This window comes from Agromyces sp. NPDC029043 (assembly GCF_055564615.1).
Genome location: NZ_JBVHVX010000008.1, coordinates 1 through 15,544, shown reverse-complemented (window position 1 = coordinate 15,544; position 15,544 = coordinate 1). Strand labels below are relative to the sequence as shown.

Below are 15,544 nucleotides of genomic sequence, written 5' to 3'. Positions count from 1 at the left end.
CGGAGACCCCCTGATGGCAGGCATGCTGAACGTGCTCATCCTCTCCGGGCACATGACCCGGGAGCACGACAACGAGTTCCGCAGCTTCCGGCTGCACAACGAGTGGATCACCACCCTGTTGGAGGACACCGGGCGGTTCAGGGTGCGCGTCGTCGAAGACCCGCGCGGCCTCGGCGCCGACATCATCGACAAGTACGACGTGCTGGTCGTCGTGTTCGAGGGTCGCGACGGGTTCTTCGAGAAGGCCGTCGGATTCGGAGCGGAGACGGATGCCGCGATCCTGAAGTTCGTCCACGATGACGGTAAGGGCATCGTGTGGTTCCACGGGTCCGCAGCCCAAGAGGACCGCTGGGGCTATCCCGAGGAGTACAACGTCATGCGGGGCGCGAAGCTGAGCGCGTATGAGACCGGCCTCCGCCCCCGCCCTTGGGGCGAGGCGCAGCTCGACACCGTCGAGCCGCGGCATCCGATCACAGAAGGCATCAGCGCCCGCTGGACGGTGACCGGCGACGACATCCTCACGGGCGTGAACCTCTACGAGGGCGCTCAGGTGCTGCTGACGACCTTCGACGACCTGGAGGCCTACGAGAACGCGCCCGTCTGGCCGATGTCGCACTATCCGGTCGAGATTCCCGAAGGCGGCATCGCCGAGTTGAACGGCATGAACACCGACCAGCCCATCGCGTGGATCAACGAGTACGGCGCGGGCCGCAGCTTCACGATCACGATCGGTCACGACATCGACACGTTCCGGCGCATCGAGTTCATCCGGATGTTCCCGCGCGGCGTCGAGTGGGCCGCAACGGGCGAGATCACCCTCCATGGGCCGGATCGACGGGGGGAGCGGAGGTTCCTCCCGTGGCCGTACTACAACCACGAGGGCTGAATGCACTGCATTCCGCCTTATGCGCAGGATCGCAACTACTTATGTGCGAAACAGGCGCAACTGCGGGACACTGGTGGTGAGGGTTCATCACGACCAGAGGAGCATCGCATGTCGGTTCGCGCAGGGATCATCGGCACCGGGTTCATGGCACGCGTGCACGCGCAGGCCATCGCCTCGGGCGGCCACCGTCTCGTCGGCGTCGCCGGCTCGACGCGTGAGAAGGCGGAGGCCTTCGTGACGGCCCGTCCGGCCACCGTGCCGGTCGCGAGCGTCGAGGAGCTCATCGGCCTCCGCCCCGACGTCGTGCATGTGACGACGCCGAACGCGCTGCACCGCATGCAGGCCGAGGCCGTCATGGACGCGGGCATCGGCGTGATCGTGGAGAAGCCCCTTGCGACGAGCGTCGAGGACGCCGAGGCGCTCGCCGGGCGTCGGGCCGACGTGCCGGTCGCCGCGGTGCCGTTCATCTACCGGTACTCCGCGCTCGTCCGCGAGATCCGGGAGCGGATCCGGCGCACCCCCGGCAATCGGCTCTGGATGCTGCACGGCAGCTACCTCCAGGACTGGCTCGCCGGCGCCGACCAGACGAACTGGCGGGTCGATCCCGTCGCCGGCGGCACCAGCCGCGCGTTCGGCGACATCGGCGTGCACTGGTGCGACCTCATGGAGTTCGTCACGGGGCAGCGCATCACCACCGTCACCGCCACCGTCGGCAACGCCTTCGAGCGCCACGGCGGTCCGGCGCAGAACCTCACCGAGGACGGCGCCGTGCTGACCTTCACGACCGATCGCGGCGCCATCGGCTCGCTCGTCGTCAGCCAGGCGAGCGCCGGGCGCGACAATCGGCTGTACTTCTCGTTCGACGGCCCGGAGGAGAGCTACGAGTTCGACCAGCAGCTGCCCGAGCGCGCCTGGATCGGCCGTCGCGACGAGAGCCGCCTGATCACTCGCAACCCGGCCAAGGCGCTCGCCTCGCCCGTCGGACTCGAGCCGGTGCCAGCAGGCCACCCGCAGGGATACCAGCAGTGCTTCAACGACTTCGTGGCCGACGCGTACGCCGCACTGACCCGCGACCCCTCCGACACGCTGCCGACGTTCGCGGACGGCCTCCGCGCGGCGCACCTGACCGCGGCGGTGCTCGAGTCCGCCCGGACCGGCGCGCGTGTCGTGGTGGAAGAGACGGCCCGGGCGCACAGGGCTGCAGCGGTCGTCGCAGTCTGAGCCCGCGCCAACCGAGGTGGTTGGTGCGCGCGCCCCCTCAGGCCGTCGCGAGCGCCTTCACGCGGCGCTTGGCGCTCTTCTCCACGAGCACCGGCACGAAGTCGCGGACGGGCCGGCCGTCGTAGCCGTGATGCTCCTCGTCGACGATCCGACGGATCTCCTCGCGATCGACGTGGGGGAACTTCCCGACGAGGCGCTCGATGACCTCGTCGACGCTGCGCTGCTCGGATTCGTCGGTCCGGGCATCTCCATGCGTGCTCATGATCGGCAGTTTCATCCCGCGCGAGCTCGAAGTCAAACGGCGCGCTGCGTCGCAGCACTGGCCCGGCGCGCGCCATCCGCCTCTAGCATTGCCCCATGAGCGCCGCAGCGCCCGCCCCCGCACCCGACACCACGACGACCACGACGCCGTGGCACGCGAGGCTGCGCTTCGGCACGGGCGATCGGGCGGCCGCGGCGCTGCTGCTCCTGTTCACGGTCATCGCGATCGTGTGGGCGAACTCGCCCTGGGGCGACACCTACGAGCTGTTCTGGGAGATGCCCGTCGAGTTGGGCGTCGGCGACATGGTGCTGACCACCACGCTGCATCACGTCGTCAACGACGCCGTGATGACGCTCTTCTTCTTCGTGGTCGGGCTCGAGGTCAAGCGGGAGTTCACGCTCGGCGACCTGACCGACCCCAAGCGTGCGGTGGTGCCGGTCGTCGCCGCCGCCGCGGGGCTCGTCGTGCCCGCGCTGATCTTCCTCGCCATCGCGTGGCCGTCGGGCGAGGCGCAGGCGTGGGGCGTCGTCATCTCGATGGACACGGCGTTCCTGCTCGGCGCACTCGCGATCATCGGGCCGAAGTTCCCCGCCCGTCTCCGGGCGTTCCTGCTCACGCTCGCGGTCGTCGACGACATCGGCGCGCTGCTGGCGATCGCAGTGTTCTACAACTCGGACATCGACGTCGTGCCGCTCGTCGTTTCGGTCGTGCTCATGGTCGCGATCGCGCTCGTGCGATTCCTGCGGGCCGGGCGCGGCATCGCCTACGCCACGCTCGGCACCGCGCTGTGGTTCGCGATCGCCGCGGCGGGCGTGCACCCGACCCTCGCGGGGGTCGCGGTCGCACTGCTCATCCCGGTGTTCCCGCCGCGGCGCACCGATGTCGAGCGCTCCGCCGAGCTCTCCCAGGCGTTCCGCGAATCGCCGAACGCGGCCTACGCCGCCGCGGTCGCCCGCAGCCTGCGCGACTCGCTGTCGATCAACGATCGGCTCCAGGCCGCATGGGGCCCGTACATCTCGTTCCTCGTGCTGCCGCTCTTCGCACTCGCCAACGCCGGTGTCCACCTCAACGCCGAGACGCTCGGCGCCGCGGTCGCCTCGCCGCTCGTGTGGGGCATCATCGCGGGCCTCGTCGTCGGCAAGTTCGTCGGGATCGCCGGCGCCACCGCCGTGATGCGGATGACCGGACTGGGCCGCCTGGCACCGGGACTCGGGATGCCGCGCATCGCCGGGGGCGCGGCCCTCTCGGGGATCGGCTTCACGATCTCGCTCTTCATCGTGACCATCGCGATCGACGACCCCGAGATGCAGGACCTCGCGCGCGTCGGCGTGCTCACGGCCTCCGTCATCGCGTTCACGCTCGGTTGGGCGATCTTCGCGATCGCCGACCGCCTCGCACCGCCGCAACCGATCGGCAAGGTGCTCGCGCGACCGTTCGATCCCACTCGCGACCACTTCCGCGGCCGGGCCGACGCCCCGTACCAGATCGTGGAGTACGGCGATTTCGAGTGCCCGTTCTGCAGCCGCGCCACGGGCTCCATCGACGCCGTGATCGACCACTTCGGCGACGACGTGTGCTGGGTCTGGCGCCACCTGCCGCTCGAGTCGGTGCACCCGCACGCGAAGGAGGCCGCGCAGGCGTACGAGGCCGCCGCGATGCAGGGGCGCTACCTCGAGATGGCGCGCATCATGTTCGCCCACCAGGGTGCGCTGACCGCCGACGACCTGTGCCGGTACGCGAACGAGCTCGACCTCGACGTCGACCGGTTCATCGAGGACTTCCGCTCGCCGCGGGCGGTGCTGCGCGTCGAGGAGGACCAGCTCGACGCCGAGATGATGGACCTCCACTCGACGCCCACGTTCTTCATCGGCGGGGTCCGGCACATCGGGCCGTGGGACTCGCGCACGCTCATCCGTGCGCTCGAGGAATCGGCGGGGCGGCGGGTCGAACCCTCGCCGTGAGCGCCGGCCGGCGGCCGGAGAGGGTACGACGAGGGGCGGATGCCGCGTGGCATCCGCCCCTCGCTCGACCCCCGGGTCAGACCTTCAGGTCGGTGCCCTTGGTCTCCTTGACGACCGAGACCGCGGCCAGCGAGACCAGCGCCGCGATCGCGATGTACACGCCGATCGTCCAGGAGTTGCCGGTCGCGGAGAGCAACGCCTCGGCGATCATCGGGGCGAACGCGCCGCCGAGGATCGCACCCAGCGCGTAGCCGATCGAGACGCCCGAGTAGCGCACGTTCGCCGGGAACATCTCGGCGTAGAGCGCCGCCTGCGGGCCGTAGGAGAGCCCGAGGCCGAACGTCATGACGAACAGCGCCACGAAGTACCAGACGATGTTGCCGGTGTCGATGAGGAACCACATCGGCACGGCCCACAGTGCGAGGAACCCGTAGCCGATCTGGAACGTGCGCACGCGGCCCAGGCGGTCGGAGAGCCGGCCGCCGAACATCGTGAAGACGAGCCAGCCGAAGGAGGCGAGCACCGTCGCGAGCAGCACCGTCGGACGGTCCATGCCCAGCACGGTGACCGCGTAGGTCGCGAAGAAGGCGATGAGCAGGTAGCCCGCGGCGTTGTTGCCGATGAAGATGAGCGCCGTGAGCAGCACGTTCTTCGTGTTGTGGCGGAACAGCTGGCCGAGCGGCGCCGACGACTCCTTCTGGCGGCGCTGCAGGTCCTTGAAGACCGGGCTCTCCTCGACGGCGCGACGGATCACGTAGCCCACCACGATGAGCACGATCGAGAGGATGAACGGGATGCGCCAGCCCCACTCGAGGAACGCCTCGGGCGACATCGACGACGTGATGACCCAGAGCGTGAAGGTCGCGAGGATCATGCCGACCGGCACGCCGATCTGCGGGAACGAGCCGAAGAAGCCGCGTCGGCTGTTCGGGGCGTGCTCGACGGCCATGAGCGCCGCGCCGCCCCACTCGCCGCCGGCCGAGAAGCCCTGCAGGATGCGGAGGGTGATGAGCAGGATCGGCGCCGCGATGCCGATCGCCGCGTAGGTGGGCAGGAAGCCGATCAACGAGGTCGAGACGCCCATCATGATGAGCGTGAAGACGAGCATCTTCTTGCGGCCGATCTTGTCGCCGAGGTAGCCGGCGACGACGGCGCCGAGGGGCCGGAACAGGAACGAGATGCCGATCGTCGCGAACGCGAGGATCTGCGCGAGCGCCGGGTTCGCCTCGGCCACGGGCGCGAGGAAGAGCGGCGCGAGCACGAGGCCCGCAGCCTGCGCGTAGATGAAGAAGTCGTACCACTCGATGGAGGTGCCGACGAGCGTGCCGGCGAGGACCTTGCGCTCCTCGGAGGGCATGCGGCCCGTGCGCTCGGCTTCATCGTGGAATGTTGAGGTCATTGGGTGAACTCCGTTGTTCATGCGGGACTCGGGTGATCCAGCGCGAGGGTGGTGCGCCGAGGGGTTTGCCGACCGATCGTTCAGTCAGGAAACCGACGATAGCGCACGATCGGCCCTAGCCGGTAGTCCCCGCGCGACGAACGGCAGTGCCCGCGCGACGAACGGCGGAGCGGATGGCGAGGGTGGCGCTCAGCCGGCCCGGCGCCCCGCTGGTCGTCACGGGTCGTGCACGAGCAGCGCGGCGCCCACGAGCGGCGCGTCGTCGCCGAGCTCAGCCGGCACGACGCGCAGCTCGGCGGCGGCCGGGAGCAGCGCGGCCCGGTGCGCGGCTGCCTCGACGAGCGGGAGGTAGTCGTCGGCGACGCGTGAGAAGCCGCCGCCGATCGCAGCGGTCCGCAGGTCGAGCAGCGCCGCGTAGCCCGCGATCGCCTGCCCGACCGCCTCGGCCGACCGGTGCACCGCGCGCACCGCGACCGCGTCGCCGGCGAGGTAGTCGGCGGCGAGCGCCCGCCCGTCGGGGCCGGTCCAGCCGTGCGCATTCGCCCACCGCACGGTCGCGGGCCCCGACGCGACGCCCTCGACGCTCGCGCGAGCCGGCTCGGCCGGGCCGAGACGGCGCACCCAGACCTGGCCGACGTGACCGGCGTTGCCGGTGTCGCCGCGGATGACGCGACCGTCGATCACGATGCCGCCGCCGATGCCCGTCGAGACCACCATCGCGATGCCGTTCTGCACGCCGCGAAGCGCGCCGAAGCGCAGCTCGGCGAGGGCGATGCACGTGCCGTCGAGGGCGACGCGCACGGGCGCCCCCGGCACGAGGCCGTCGACCGCCGGAATCAGCGGGAATTCGCGGATGCCGGGCATGTTGAGCGGCGACACGTGCGTTCCGTCGCCGCGCAGCGGCCCGGCGGTGCCGATGCCGATGCCGATGACGCGGTGCGCCGGGCCCGCGGCCTCCGCCGCCAGTCGGCAGACCGACGCGATCGCGGCGGCGAAGGTGTCGGGGGTCTGCCCGGGCCCGGTGGGGGCGCGGTGGCGGGTGCCCGGCACGATGCGCCCGCCGGAGTCGACGAGTGCGGCGTCGACCTTGGTGCCGCCGATGTCGACGGCGACCGCCACGTCGGTCGGCACCTCACGCATGCCCATGGGTCGATCTTGGCCCCTGCGCCGCGATCAGCGCAGGTCGAGCCGCATGAGCACCCGCGGGAAGCCGTTGATCACCGAGTCGGTGTCGGCCGCCTTGACGAAGCCGGCGGCCTCGAACAGGGCCCGCGTGCCGACGTACGCCATGGTCAGGTCGACTTTGGCCCCGCGGTTGTCGACCGGGTAGGCCTCGACGGCGGGCGCGCCGTGCGAGCGGGCGAACTCGACCGCTCCGGCGAGGAGGTGGTGCGAGATGCCCTGCTTGCGGTGACCCGGTCGGACCCGGATGCACCAGATCGACCACACGTCGAGTTCGTCGACGTGCGGGATCTTGCGGTTGGTCGCGAAGCTCGTGTCGGCGCGCGGGTGCACCGCCGCCCAGCCGACCACCTCGTCGCCGTCGTACGCGAGCACACCCGGCGGCGGATCCTGTCGTACGAGCTCGGCGACGCGCTCGCCCCGCGCCGGCCCGCGCAGCGCGAGGTTCTCCTTCGACGTGGGGAGCCGGTAGCTCAGGCACCAGCACACGTTCGCGTCGGGCCGCTTGGGGCCGACGACGGCGGCGACATCGTCGAAGACGGTGGCCGGGCGCACCTCGATCGCCATGCGTCCAGCATGTCATCGACCTCGGACATCAGCCGTCCACACGGACGGGACCGGAGGAGCGGCCGGCCGTCAGCCGCGGCCGCGGCACCGCCGGGCGCGCCTCGTCGGCGGGTTCGGCGGGCAGCCGAGGGCATCGGGGGCCGTCCGCGAGGAGTGACGCGGGGCGGCTGCCCGGCGTCACCGCCCTCCGCCGACCTCGACCATGCCGCGGCCGAACGCGTCGAAGCGGCCCCACCGGCCGGGGATGTCGAGCAGCTCGATTCGGCCGAAGCCGACCGGCACCGCGGGGTCGACGATGAGGTGGTCGTCGATCGGCTCGAGTCCGAGCATGGTGCGCAGGAAGAGGAGCGGCGCCCCGGTCGACCACGCCTGCGGGCTGCAGGCGGTCGGATACTGGACGGGATACCGCGTCACGGAGCGCTCGTATCCGCCGAACGCCTCGGGCAACCGGCCCTCGAAGAAACCCGCCGCCTCGAGCACGCCCGCCGCGATGCGCGCCGCCTCGGCCTTGAAGCCGTAGCGGCGCAGACCCCAGGCGATGAACGAGTTGTCGAAGGGCCAGACCGTGCCCACGTGATAGCCGATGGGGTTGTACCGGGCCTCGCCCTCGGCCAGCGTCCGGACGCCCCAGCCCGAGAACAGGCGCGGACCGAGCAGGTGCGCCGCGATCGCCGGCGCGCGGTCCTCCTTCACGATGCCGCTCCAGAGGAGGTGCCCGATGTTCGAGGAGAGCGCGTCCACCCGTCCGCCGTCCGCGTCCAGGGCGAGCGCGTGGTAGTCGCCGTCCTCGACCCAGAAGTCGCGGTCGAACCGCTGCTTGAGGTCGGCGGCCTGGCGTTCGAGCTCGTCGGCGAACGCCGGATCGCCCCAGAACCGGCGGGCGAGGCGCGCCGCCCGGACCTTCGCGTCGTACGCGTAGCCCTGGAGTTCGCACGTGGCCCGGGGGAACCCGGGGAGCCGGCCGTCGTGGTACGAGATCGAGTCCCAGGAGTCCTTCCAGCACTGGTTCTCGAGCCCCGTCTGCTCGTTGCGGCGCCGGTAGGCGATGTAGCCGTTGCCCTGCAGGTCGGCGTACGCGTCGATCCAGCGCAGTGCCGCCCGGGCCTCGGGCTCGAACTCGCGGACGAGGTCGGCGTCGCCGGTCCACCGCTCGTACTCGTCGAGCAGGACCAGCCACAGCGGCGTGGCGTCGGCGGTCCCGTAATAGGGCGAGTGCGGGCGCTCCTGGAACGCGGTCATCTCGCCGTAGCGCATCTCGTGCAGGATCCGACCGGGGTCCTCGTCGCGGAAGTCGTCGACGCGGGTGCCCTGCCAGTCGCCGAGGACGCGCAGAGTCGTCGCCGCGAGCTCCGGCGTGAACGGCAGCGCCTGCAGGCTCGTGAAGATGCTGTCGCGGCCGAACATGGTCATGAACCACGGCAGGCCGGCGGCGGGGAGGCTCCGGGTTCCGGCGATGACCGGCGAGTAGCGGAGCGCCGCGAGGTCGATGAGGCTGCGCCGGTACGTCAGGTCCAGCGCGTCCGAGTCGGTGACCAGCTTGGGCGCGGCCGCGAGCCACGCATCGAGGTCATCCTCCCGGCTGCGCCCGGCGCGCGTGGCCGCATCGGACCCGACCAGGATGGTGCGGGCGCCGTGCCGCGCCGTCGCCGGAGCCACATGCAACTCGGTGGACCACGAGCCGTGCGGCTCGATCGCCGCGTCGAACTCCAGCCCGCCCTCGTCGACACGGGCCGCCCGCTCGGACGTGGACACCGTGGTCGAGCGGTGGAACGTGTCGCGCTCGTAGGACAGCACGAGCGACCCGTCGTCGATCCGGGTGGCGTACGTGCCCTGCTTGGCGAGCGCGTCCTTCACCTGGAAGAGGTCGGCGAAGTCGGAGCCCACGTCGATCCGGACGGTCGCGTCGAGCGGCAGCTCATCGTGGTTGAGGAGCGTGATGCGCTCGCGGAAGCCGTCGCCGACGGCCCGCTGCCGGATGACGGTGAGCTTCGCGTCGACGTAGACCGTGCCGGTCCCCGGCACGAGGAAGAAGCGGGCCTCGAAGTAGTTGAGGTCGTCGGTCGAGAGCGCGGTCAACCGCTGCCCGCCGATCGTGAGCACCCAGCGCGAGAGGAACCTGGTGTCCCAGGCGAACAGGCCGGTCGGGTCGGTGGCCGAGGCCTCGATGTCGCCGCGGCGATCGCTGACCACGAAGGTGTTGCCCTCGAGGACGTGCACGAGCCCGTCGGTCATCGTGCCGTCCCTCCTCCGCTCGTGCCGTCCGCGCGGCTCGCGTCCCGGGCGGGTACCGCGTGCGGCGCGCCGGCGAGCAGCCGCTGGGCCAGGACCAGGAGCTCCGGGTCGCCGTCGACCATGAGCGCGCCCCGGAGCAGCGACGCCATGACGCTGGTCCGCCCGGCGACGAGGTCGTCGAACTCGGCCCGGCTGCATGTGAAGCTGCATCCCGCGGACGCCGCCTCATCGGACACGCGCAGGTCGCCGCGCTCGATGCGCACCGTGCGGTGCTCGGTCGCCGCGCCGTCCTCGATGTCGAACCGGATGGTCGCGCTCACCCGCCGCAGCAGCGGCTCGTGGCCGCGGCGGCCCAGTTCGTCGAAGAATTCCCCGGTCGATGGCATGCTCGGCGCCCTCGAGACGATCCTACGGCGGCGACGGGCAGCGTGCCATCGGAGCTGCGCCGGGGCCGCGCTCACTCCGGCCGGTTTCCGGCCGCTCCGTCGATCGTGAACCGCGTGCCGACGCCCTCGTACATGAGGTGCGCCACGAGGCCGTCGACCGCGTGCGGCAGCGTGTGGCAGTGGTCGCTCCAGATGCCGGGGTTGTCGGCGACGAACGCGATGTCGTAGCGCTCGCCCGGGTGCACATCGAGCGAGTCGACGATCCAGGGGCTGCCGGATGCCGCCACCCCGTCGCGCGCGAGGACCACGACGTGGTGCCCGTGCAGGTGCATCGGGTGCACGTCGCCCGAGGCGTTCTCGATGCGCATTGCGACCACGTCGCCCTCGCGGACGTGGAACATCGGCACGTCGGGGAACATGCGGCCGTTGATGGTCCAGAAGTTGCCCGGCCGGCCGTCGATGAGGCCGAAGCGGCGGGCGATCACGTAGTCGTAGGCGCGATCGGGTGCGGTCGGGTCGAAGTCGAGGGGCGCCGGCGTGCCGTAGGCGAGCAGGTCGAGGGTGTCCTTCGGCTGGCGTGCGGGCGGGGCGGATGACTCGGGCTCGGGGTCGTCGCCGCCGACGAGCACGCTGCGTGCGCCGCCGACGTGCAGGCGCACGGCGCTGCCGTCCGAGGGCGCGCGCACCGCGACATCCGCTCGCCCGCCCGCGGGGATGAGCAGGCGCTGATCGCGGACCTCGGTCGGCTCGTGCACCTCGCGGCCGTCGATCGCGAGCACGCGGTACGGCGCCGCCGACCAGACCGCGGCCGTTCCCTGGTCGGTGTTGACGACGCGGACGCGCGCGCTCGATCCGGGCGTCGCGTCGACGTGCGCGTCGGCGACGCGACCGTTGAGCGTGTGCAGGCCGCCGTACACGTGCAGGAGCGCGGTGACGTCGAGGTCGGCCGCGCCATCCGCCGGCGTCGCAGGGTCGATCACGATCGCGCCGAGCAGCCCGCGGAGCACCTGGTCGTGGGAGACCTGATGCGAGTGGTACCAGTACGTGCCGGCGTCGTCGGCCGTGAACCGGTAGACGTGGCGGCCGCCGACGGGCACGACGTTCTGGGTGATGCCGGCGACGCCGTCGGCCGCGTTGGGCACGTCGATGCCGTGCCAGTGGAGCGTCGCGCCATCCGCCACGGACTCGTTGACGAGCGTCACCTCGACGAGGTCGCCCTGCCGCGCCCGGATCTCGGGCCCCGGCGACGTGCCGTTCACGGTGTAGCCGTCGATGCGGCGGCCGCCGGGCACGTCGATCGGCTCCTGCCGCACCACGAGTTCGACGCGCACGTCGGCGGGGCGGTCGGGGTCGGCCGTGAGCGAGGTCACGTCGACCGACACCGACGGGTCGACGGCACCGGATGGCGCGGCGGCGCCGGTTCCACCCGCGGCGTGCGCGTGGTCTCCGTGACCGGCATGCTCGCCCGCTCCGGCGTCGCCGCGGCCCATGTCCATGACCGAGTACTCGCCCAGCAGCGTGGAGCTCCACGCGAGCGCGCCGGCGCCGACCGCGGTCGCGACCGCGGTGCCGAGCGCGACCCGGCGGATGAGTTCACGCCGCGACGGCATCGGTCTTCGCCTCCTCGTCGCGAGCCTGCGCGCCGAGGCGCTTGGTGCGGAGCGCCGCGAACGACGCCGCGGCGACGACCGCGAGCGCGTTCGCCCCGTGGATGAGGCCGAGGTACGGCGTGTCGGTGATCGAGAAGCCGAGCGTGACCTGCAGCGCGACGAGGCCGAGTACGATGGCCGCCCACAGCGTGGTGCCGCGGGTGCGGACGAGCAACGACACGATGAGCAGCGCGACGGCGACCAGCGGGATGAGCACGCCGCCGACGACCCCGTGGATCAGGAAGCCGACCTCGCCGACGCCGGCCGCCTGGAAGCTCTCGAGCAGCGCCTTGTCGACCACGCCGCCCTCGGCGACGAGGTTCAGCATGCCGCCGAACGCGAACGCGATCGCCGCGGCCTGGATGACGACGGCTCCGGCGACGGTCCAGGCGAGTCCGGTGTACAGCCTGCGCATGATGCCTTCTCCTTCGTGCGGCGCCTCGTCGCGGCATCCGCTCGACCCACACCCTCGTCGCACGCGACCGCGGCCGGAACGAAGCGAACCGGATGCCGCGTGGCGGACCGCCGCACGGCCGATGGGGGCCAGCCGCCAAGGGCTGTCGTGGAGCGCCCCCTCCCGTTCGCCGTCCCGGAGGAGGACCATGGAACCGTGGAACGCAGGTGGGTGTGCCTGGGGATACTCGGCCCGATCGGGGTCGCGAGCCTGGCCTACGTCGTGGTCGTCCGGGGATTCACCCACGTCGACAGCGTGTCGGATCACGGCCTCGCTTGGCCGCTGCTCGGAATCCTGCCGCTGTTCGTGTTCGGCATCTGGCTGCTCACCGTCTCGTCGTCGCGGGTGGCGGTGTTCGTCGCGTTGGGCGCGACCGCCCTGCTGGTGGGGTCGGCGTACGAGACGTTCGTGCACACCGAACCCGAGATCCTCGCCGCGCCATGGTTCCCGCTCTTCAACATGATCGGCCTGACGGCGGACGCGGTCGCGACCTCGACGCTGCTCATCGTGTTCGCGACCTTCCCCGACGGGGTCGCCGAGCGGCGGTGGGAGCGGATCGCCGTCGGGTTCCTCTGGGTGCCGGTCCTCTCCGGCCCCCTCACCCTGCTCACCACGCCGCACGTCGTGACGTCACCGTTCCTCGGGATCAGCGGCGAGACGATCCCGAACCCCTACGCCGTGCCGTGGCTCGAATGGGCCGAACCGCTGGTGTACTACCTCGTCGTCCAGGCGTGGGTGGCGGTCGTGCTCGGCTTGGCCGTGCTGGTCTCGCGCGCCGTCTTCGGGGCGCCCGAGGTGCGCGCCCGCACGCGCGTCATCGCCCTCGCCGTCGCCTTCGCGATCGTGGCGTTCGCGTTGTGGACCTTCCTCCCGGACCTGCGAGGCGTGGAGCTCCTCGTCTACGTGTCGATGCTCGCCATTCCGATCGCGGCGATCCACGGCATCCTCCGCTACGGCGCCTTCGACATCGCGCCCGGCCAGCGCTCGGCGCGGGCCGAGCGCTCGTCCATCCTGCTCATCACCGTCGTCTACGCGGCCGGCGTGGCGACGCCGGCCCTGTTGCTCAGTCCGCCCCTGGGAGTCGTGCCGGCGATCCTGCTCACCACCCTGCTCGCCGTCGTCCTCCTGCCCGTGCGCGGCTGGATGCAGAATCGGCTGCACCGGGCGCTCTTCGGCGACCGCGAGCGACAGTTCGGAATGCTCAGCGAACTCGGCGCGAGGCTCGAGCAGGCGGCCGAACCGCGCGACCTCCTGGGCCACCTCGCCGCGGCGGTCCGCGAGGGCCTGGATGCGTCGTGGGTCCGCATCCGGCTGGCGGGTGCGGATGGCGCACTCGCCGGCGCACCCGCGGGCATCGCGGGTGACGTGGCGGGTGAGCCGGCGCTCGGGGTGGACCTGGTGCACGCCGACCGGACGCTGGGGCGGATCGATGCGGGGCCGCGGCGGCGCGGCGAGTACAGCGAGGCGGAGCAGGCCCTGCTGCGCACGGTCGCCGGACAGGCCGCGGCATCCGTCGCCAACGTGAGCCTCACGGCGCAACTCGCGGAGCAGTTGCAGGAGCTCACCGCCTCCCGGGAGCGGTTGGTCGCGGCGCAGGACGACGAGCGGCGGCGGCTGGAGCGCGACCTGCATGACGGGATCCAGCAGGACATCGTGGCGCAGATCGCCGGACTCCGGCTGGCGCGCAACCGACTCGAACGAGGGCAGCTCCAGCCGGCTGACCTGGTCGAGCTGCAGGACCAGGCGCGTGAGACGCTGACCGACCTGCGCGAGCTGGCGCGCGGCATCCACCCGCCGGTGCTGAGCGACAACGGGCTGGTCGCCGCAGTGGAGTCGGGCGTGGCGCGGTTCCCGATCCCGCTGGCGGTGGAGGCGGATGCCGCGGTCCGCGCCGAGCGGTACCCCGAGGAGGTCGAGACCACCGCGTACTACGTGGTGCGCGAGGCGTTGGCGAACACGGCGAAGCACGCGAACGCGTCGCACGCGTCGGTCGGATTGGCGCGTTCGAACGGGCATCTCACGATCACCATCACCGACGACGGGCGCGGCATCGAATCGGCCGCGACCTCTGCGGCGCACGGCGGGCTGGCGAACATCCGCGACCGGGTCGCCGCGCTGCGGGGCACGGTGCGCGTGACGCCGATCCCGCCTCCGGGTGCCGGTACGACCGTGCTCGTCGACCTCCCGGTCGGTGATCGCGGTGGATGACCAGGGCACGCTGCGCGTCGTCATCGCGGAGGACAACTACCTCGTCCGTGAAGGGGTGCGTCGGCTGCTCGAGGATTCGGGTGAGGTGGACGTCGTCGCGGGGACCGGCGACGCGACGGAGCTCCTCGATGCGGTCCGGCGGTTCACGCCCGACGCCGTGCTCACCGACATCCGGATGCCGCCGGGCCATCACATGGAGGGCATCGAGGCGGCCCGCGCCATCCGTGCCGAGCACGCCGACGTCGGCGTCGTGGTGCTGTCGCAGCACGCCGACGAGAGTTACGCGCTCGCGCTGTTCGCCGACGGCTCGGCGGGGCTCGGCTACCTGCTGAAGGATCGCATCGGCGACCTCGAGGACCTCGTGCACGCACTGCGGGAGGTGCGCGCGGGCGGCTCGGTCATCGACCCGCAGATCGTCGACACGCTCGTGCGGCGGCGCAGCGCGGCCGCGTCGAGCCCGCTGTCGGCGCTGTCGCCGCGCGAGCTCGAGGTGCTGCGCGAGATGGCGCGCGGTCGCACGAACGCCGGCATCGAGCAGTCGCTCTTCCTGTCGTCGTCGACCGTGGAGAAGCACGTGAACGCGATCTTCACCAAGCTGCGCCTGCCCGAGACGGGCGTGCACCGACGGGTGGCCGCGGTGCTGGCGTTCCTGCAGGACGGCGGCGTCCCGCGCGGCTGACCGCCCCGCTCGCGTTCGCGGCGTGCGTCGGCGACGCGTTTCTTCGGCGAGTCCCGCGTTCGTGCGGGTGCACCCGCGGATACCCGGGATTCGGCAACCGAAGTGGCACGGCGCCGACGCGTTTCTTCGGCGAGTCCCGCGTTCGTGCGGGTGCACCCGCCGAAACCCGGGATTCGGGAACCCGGGGGTGGCACGGCGGCGACGCGCTTCTTCGGCGAGTTCCGCGTTGGTGCGGGTGCACCCGCGGAAACGCGGGCTTCGGGAGCCGGGGGTGGCACGGCGGCGACGGGCTTCTTCGGCGAGTCCCGCGTTCGTGCGGGTGCACCCGCGCAAACCCGGGATTCGCGGTCTCCGGGCGGAACGCGGGGGGGGGGGGGGGGGGGGGGGGGGGGGGGGGGGGGGGGGGGCGGGGGGGGGGGGGGGGGGGAGGGGGGGAGGGGGGGGGGGAGGGGGGGAGG

General features: G+C 72.0%; 13 protein-coding genes. 5 read left to right on the top strand and 8 right to left on the bottom strand.

The genetic code is table 11. The annotated features are described in order from the left end of the window. Window positions 1–13: 13 nt before the first annotated feature. Window positions 14–886: a ThuA domain-containing protein gene (locus tag ACZ4TW_RS11650; RefSeq protein WP_465542883.1), complete on the top strand. Its 873-nt coding sequence runs from the start codon at window positions 14–16 to the stop codon at window positions 884–886. Window positions 887–994: 108 nt separating this feature from the next. Continuing rightward, entirely contained in the window at window positions 995–2,107 is a 1,113-nt protein-coding gene (locus ACZ4TW_RS11645; protein ID WP_465542882.1) for a Gfo/Idh/MocA family protein, read from the top strand. A gap of 37 nt (window positions 2,108–2,144) precedes the next feature. Here ACZ4TW_RS11645 and ACZ4TW_RS11640 read toward each other — a convergent pair whose 3' ends face one another. Beyond that, window positions 2,145–2,369, bottom strand: a complete 225-nt coding sequence (locus ACZ4TW_RS11640; protein WP_465542881.1) for a three-helix bundle dimerization domain-containing protein — start codon at window positions 2,367–2,369, stop codon at window positions 2,145–2,147. A 95-nt stretch (window positions 2,370–2,464) separates the two neighbouring features. On the opposite strand from ACZ4TW_RS11640, the gene nhaA reads away from it, so the two are divergent. Continuing rightward, on the top strand, window positions 2,465–4,330 hold the full coding sequence (nhaA, locus tag ACZ4TW_RS11635) for a Na+/H+ antiporter NhaA (RefSeq protein WP_465542880.1): 1,866 nt from the start codon (window positions 2,465–2,467) through the stop codon (window positions 4,328–4,330). Window positions 4,331–4,406: 76 nt separating this feature from the next. On the opposite strand, the gene ACZ4TW_RS11630 is transcribed toward nhaA, so the two are convergent. The 7 genes from ACZ4TW_RS11630 to ACZ4TW_RS11600 form a co-directional block, all read right to left on the bottom strand. Then, entirely contained in the window at window positions 4,407–5,729 is a 1,323-nt protein-coding gene (locus ACZ4TW_RS11630; RefSeq protein ID WP_465542879.1) for an MFS transporter, read from the bottom strand. A 216-nt stretch (window positions 5,730–5,945) separates the two neighbouring features. Beyond that, complete coding sequence (locus ACZ4TW_RS11625; RefSeq protein ID WP_465542878.1) at window positions 5,946–6,875, bottom strand: ROK family protein; 930 nt, start codon at window positions 6,873–6,875, stop codon at window positions 5,946–5,948. 27 nt (window positions 6,876–6,902) lie between these two features. Further along, window positions 6,903–7,478, bottom strand: a complete 576-nt coding sequence (locus ACZ4TW_RS11620; RefSeq protein ID WP_465542877.1) for a GNAT family N-acetyltransferase — start codon at window positions 7,476–7,478, stop codon at window positions 6,903–6,905. A 177-nt stretch (window positions 7,479–7,655) separates the two neighbouring features. Next, complete coding sequence (locus tag ACZ4TW_RS11615; RefSeq protein WP_465542876.1) at window positions 7,656–9,710, bottom strand: amylo-alpha-1,6-glucosidase; 2,055 nt, start codon at window positions 9,708–9,710, stop codon at window positions 7,656–7,658. Continuing rightward, complete coding sequence (locus ACZ4TW_RS11610; RefSeq protein WP_465542875.1) at window positions 9,707–10,096, bottom strand: SCP2 sterol-binding domain-containing protein; 390 nt, start codon at window positions 10,094–10,096, stop codon at window positions 9,707–9,709. The genes ACZ4TW_RS11615 and ACZ4TW_RS11610 overlap by 4 nt, the downstream gene beginning before the upstream one ends. Window positions 10,097–10,167: 71 nt before the next feature. Continuing rightward, window positions 10,168–11,706 (bottom strand): multicopper oxidase family protein, encoded by a 1,539-nt coding sequence (locus ACZ4TW_RS11605; RefSeq protein ID WP_465542874.1) that lies wholly within the window; start codon window positions 11,704–11,706, stop codon window positions 10,168–10,170. Then, window positions 11,690–12,160 (bottom strand): hypothetical protein, encoded by a 471-nt coding sequence (locus tag ACZ4TW_RS11600; RefSeq protein WP_465542873.1) that lies wholly within the window; start codon window positions 12,158–12,160, stop codon window positions 11,690–11,692. Before ACZ4TW_RS11600 ends, ACZ4TW_RS11605 begins: the two co-directional genes overlap by 17 nt. A 195-nt stretch (window positions 12,161–12,355) precedes the next feature. Here ACZ4TW_RS11600 and ACZ4TW_RS11595 point away from each other — a divergent pair, with 195 nt between their 5' ends. Together ACZ4TW_RS11595 and ACZ4TW_RS11590 are read left to right on the top strand one after the other, a co-directional pair. Further along, window positions 12,356–14,407, top strand: coding sequence for a sensor histidine kinase (locus ACZ4TW_RS11595; RefSeq protein ID WP_465542872.1), 2,052 nt, complete (start codon window positions 12,356–12,358; stop codon window positions 14,405–14,407). Beyond that, window positions 14,400–15,086 (top strand): response regulator transcription factor, encoded by a 687-nt coding sequence (locus ACZ4TW_RS11590; RefSeq protein WP_465542871.1) that lies wholly within the window; start codon window positions 14,400–14,402, stop codon window positions 15,084–15,086. The genes ACZ4TW_RS11595 and ACZ4TW_RS11590 overlap by 8 nt, the downstream gene beginning before the upstream one ends. Window positions 15,087–15,544: the final 458 nt, after the last annotated feature.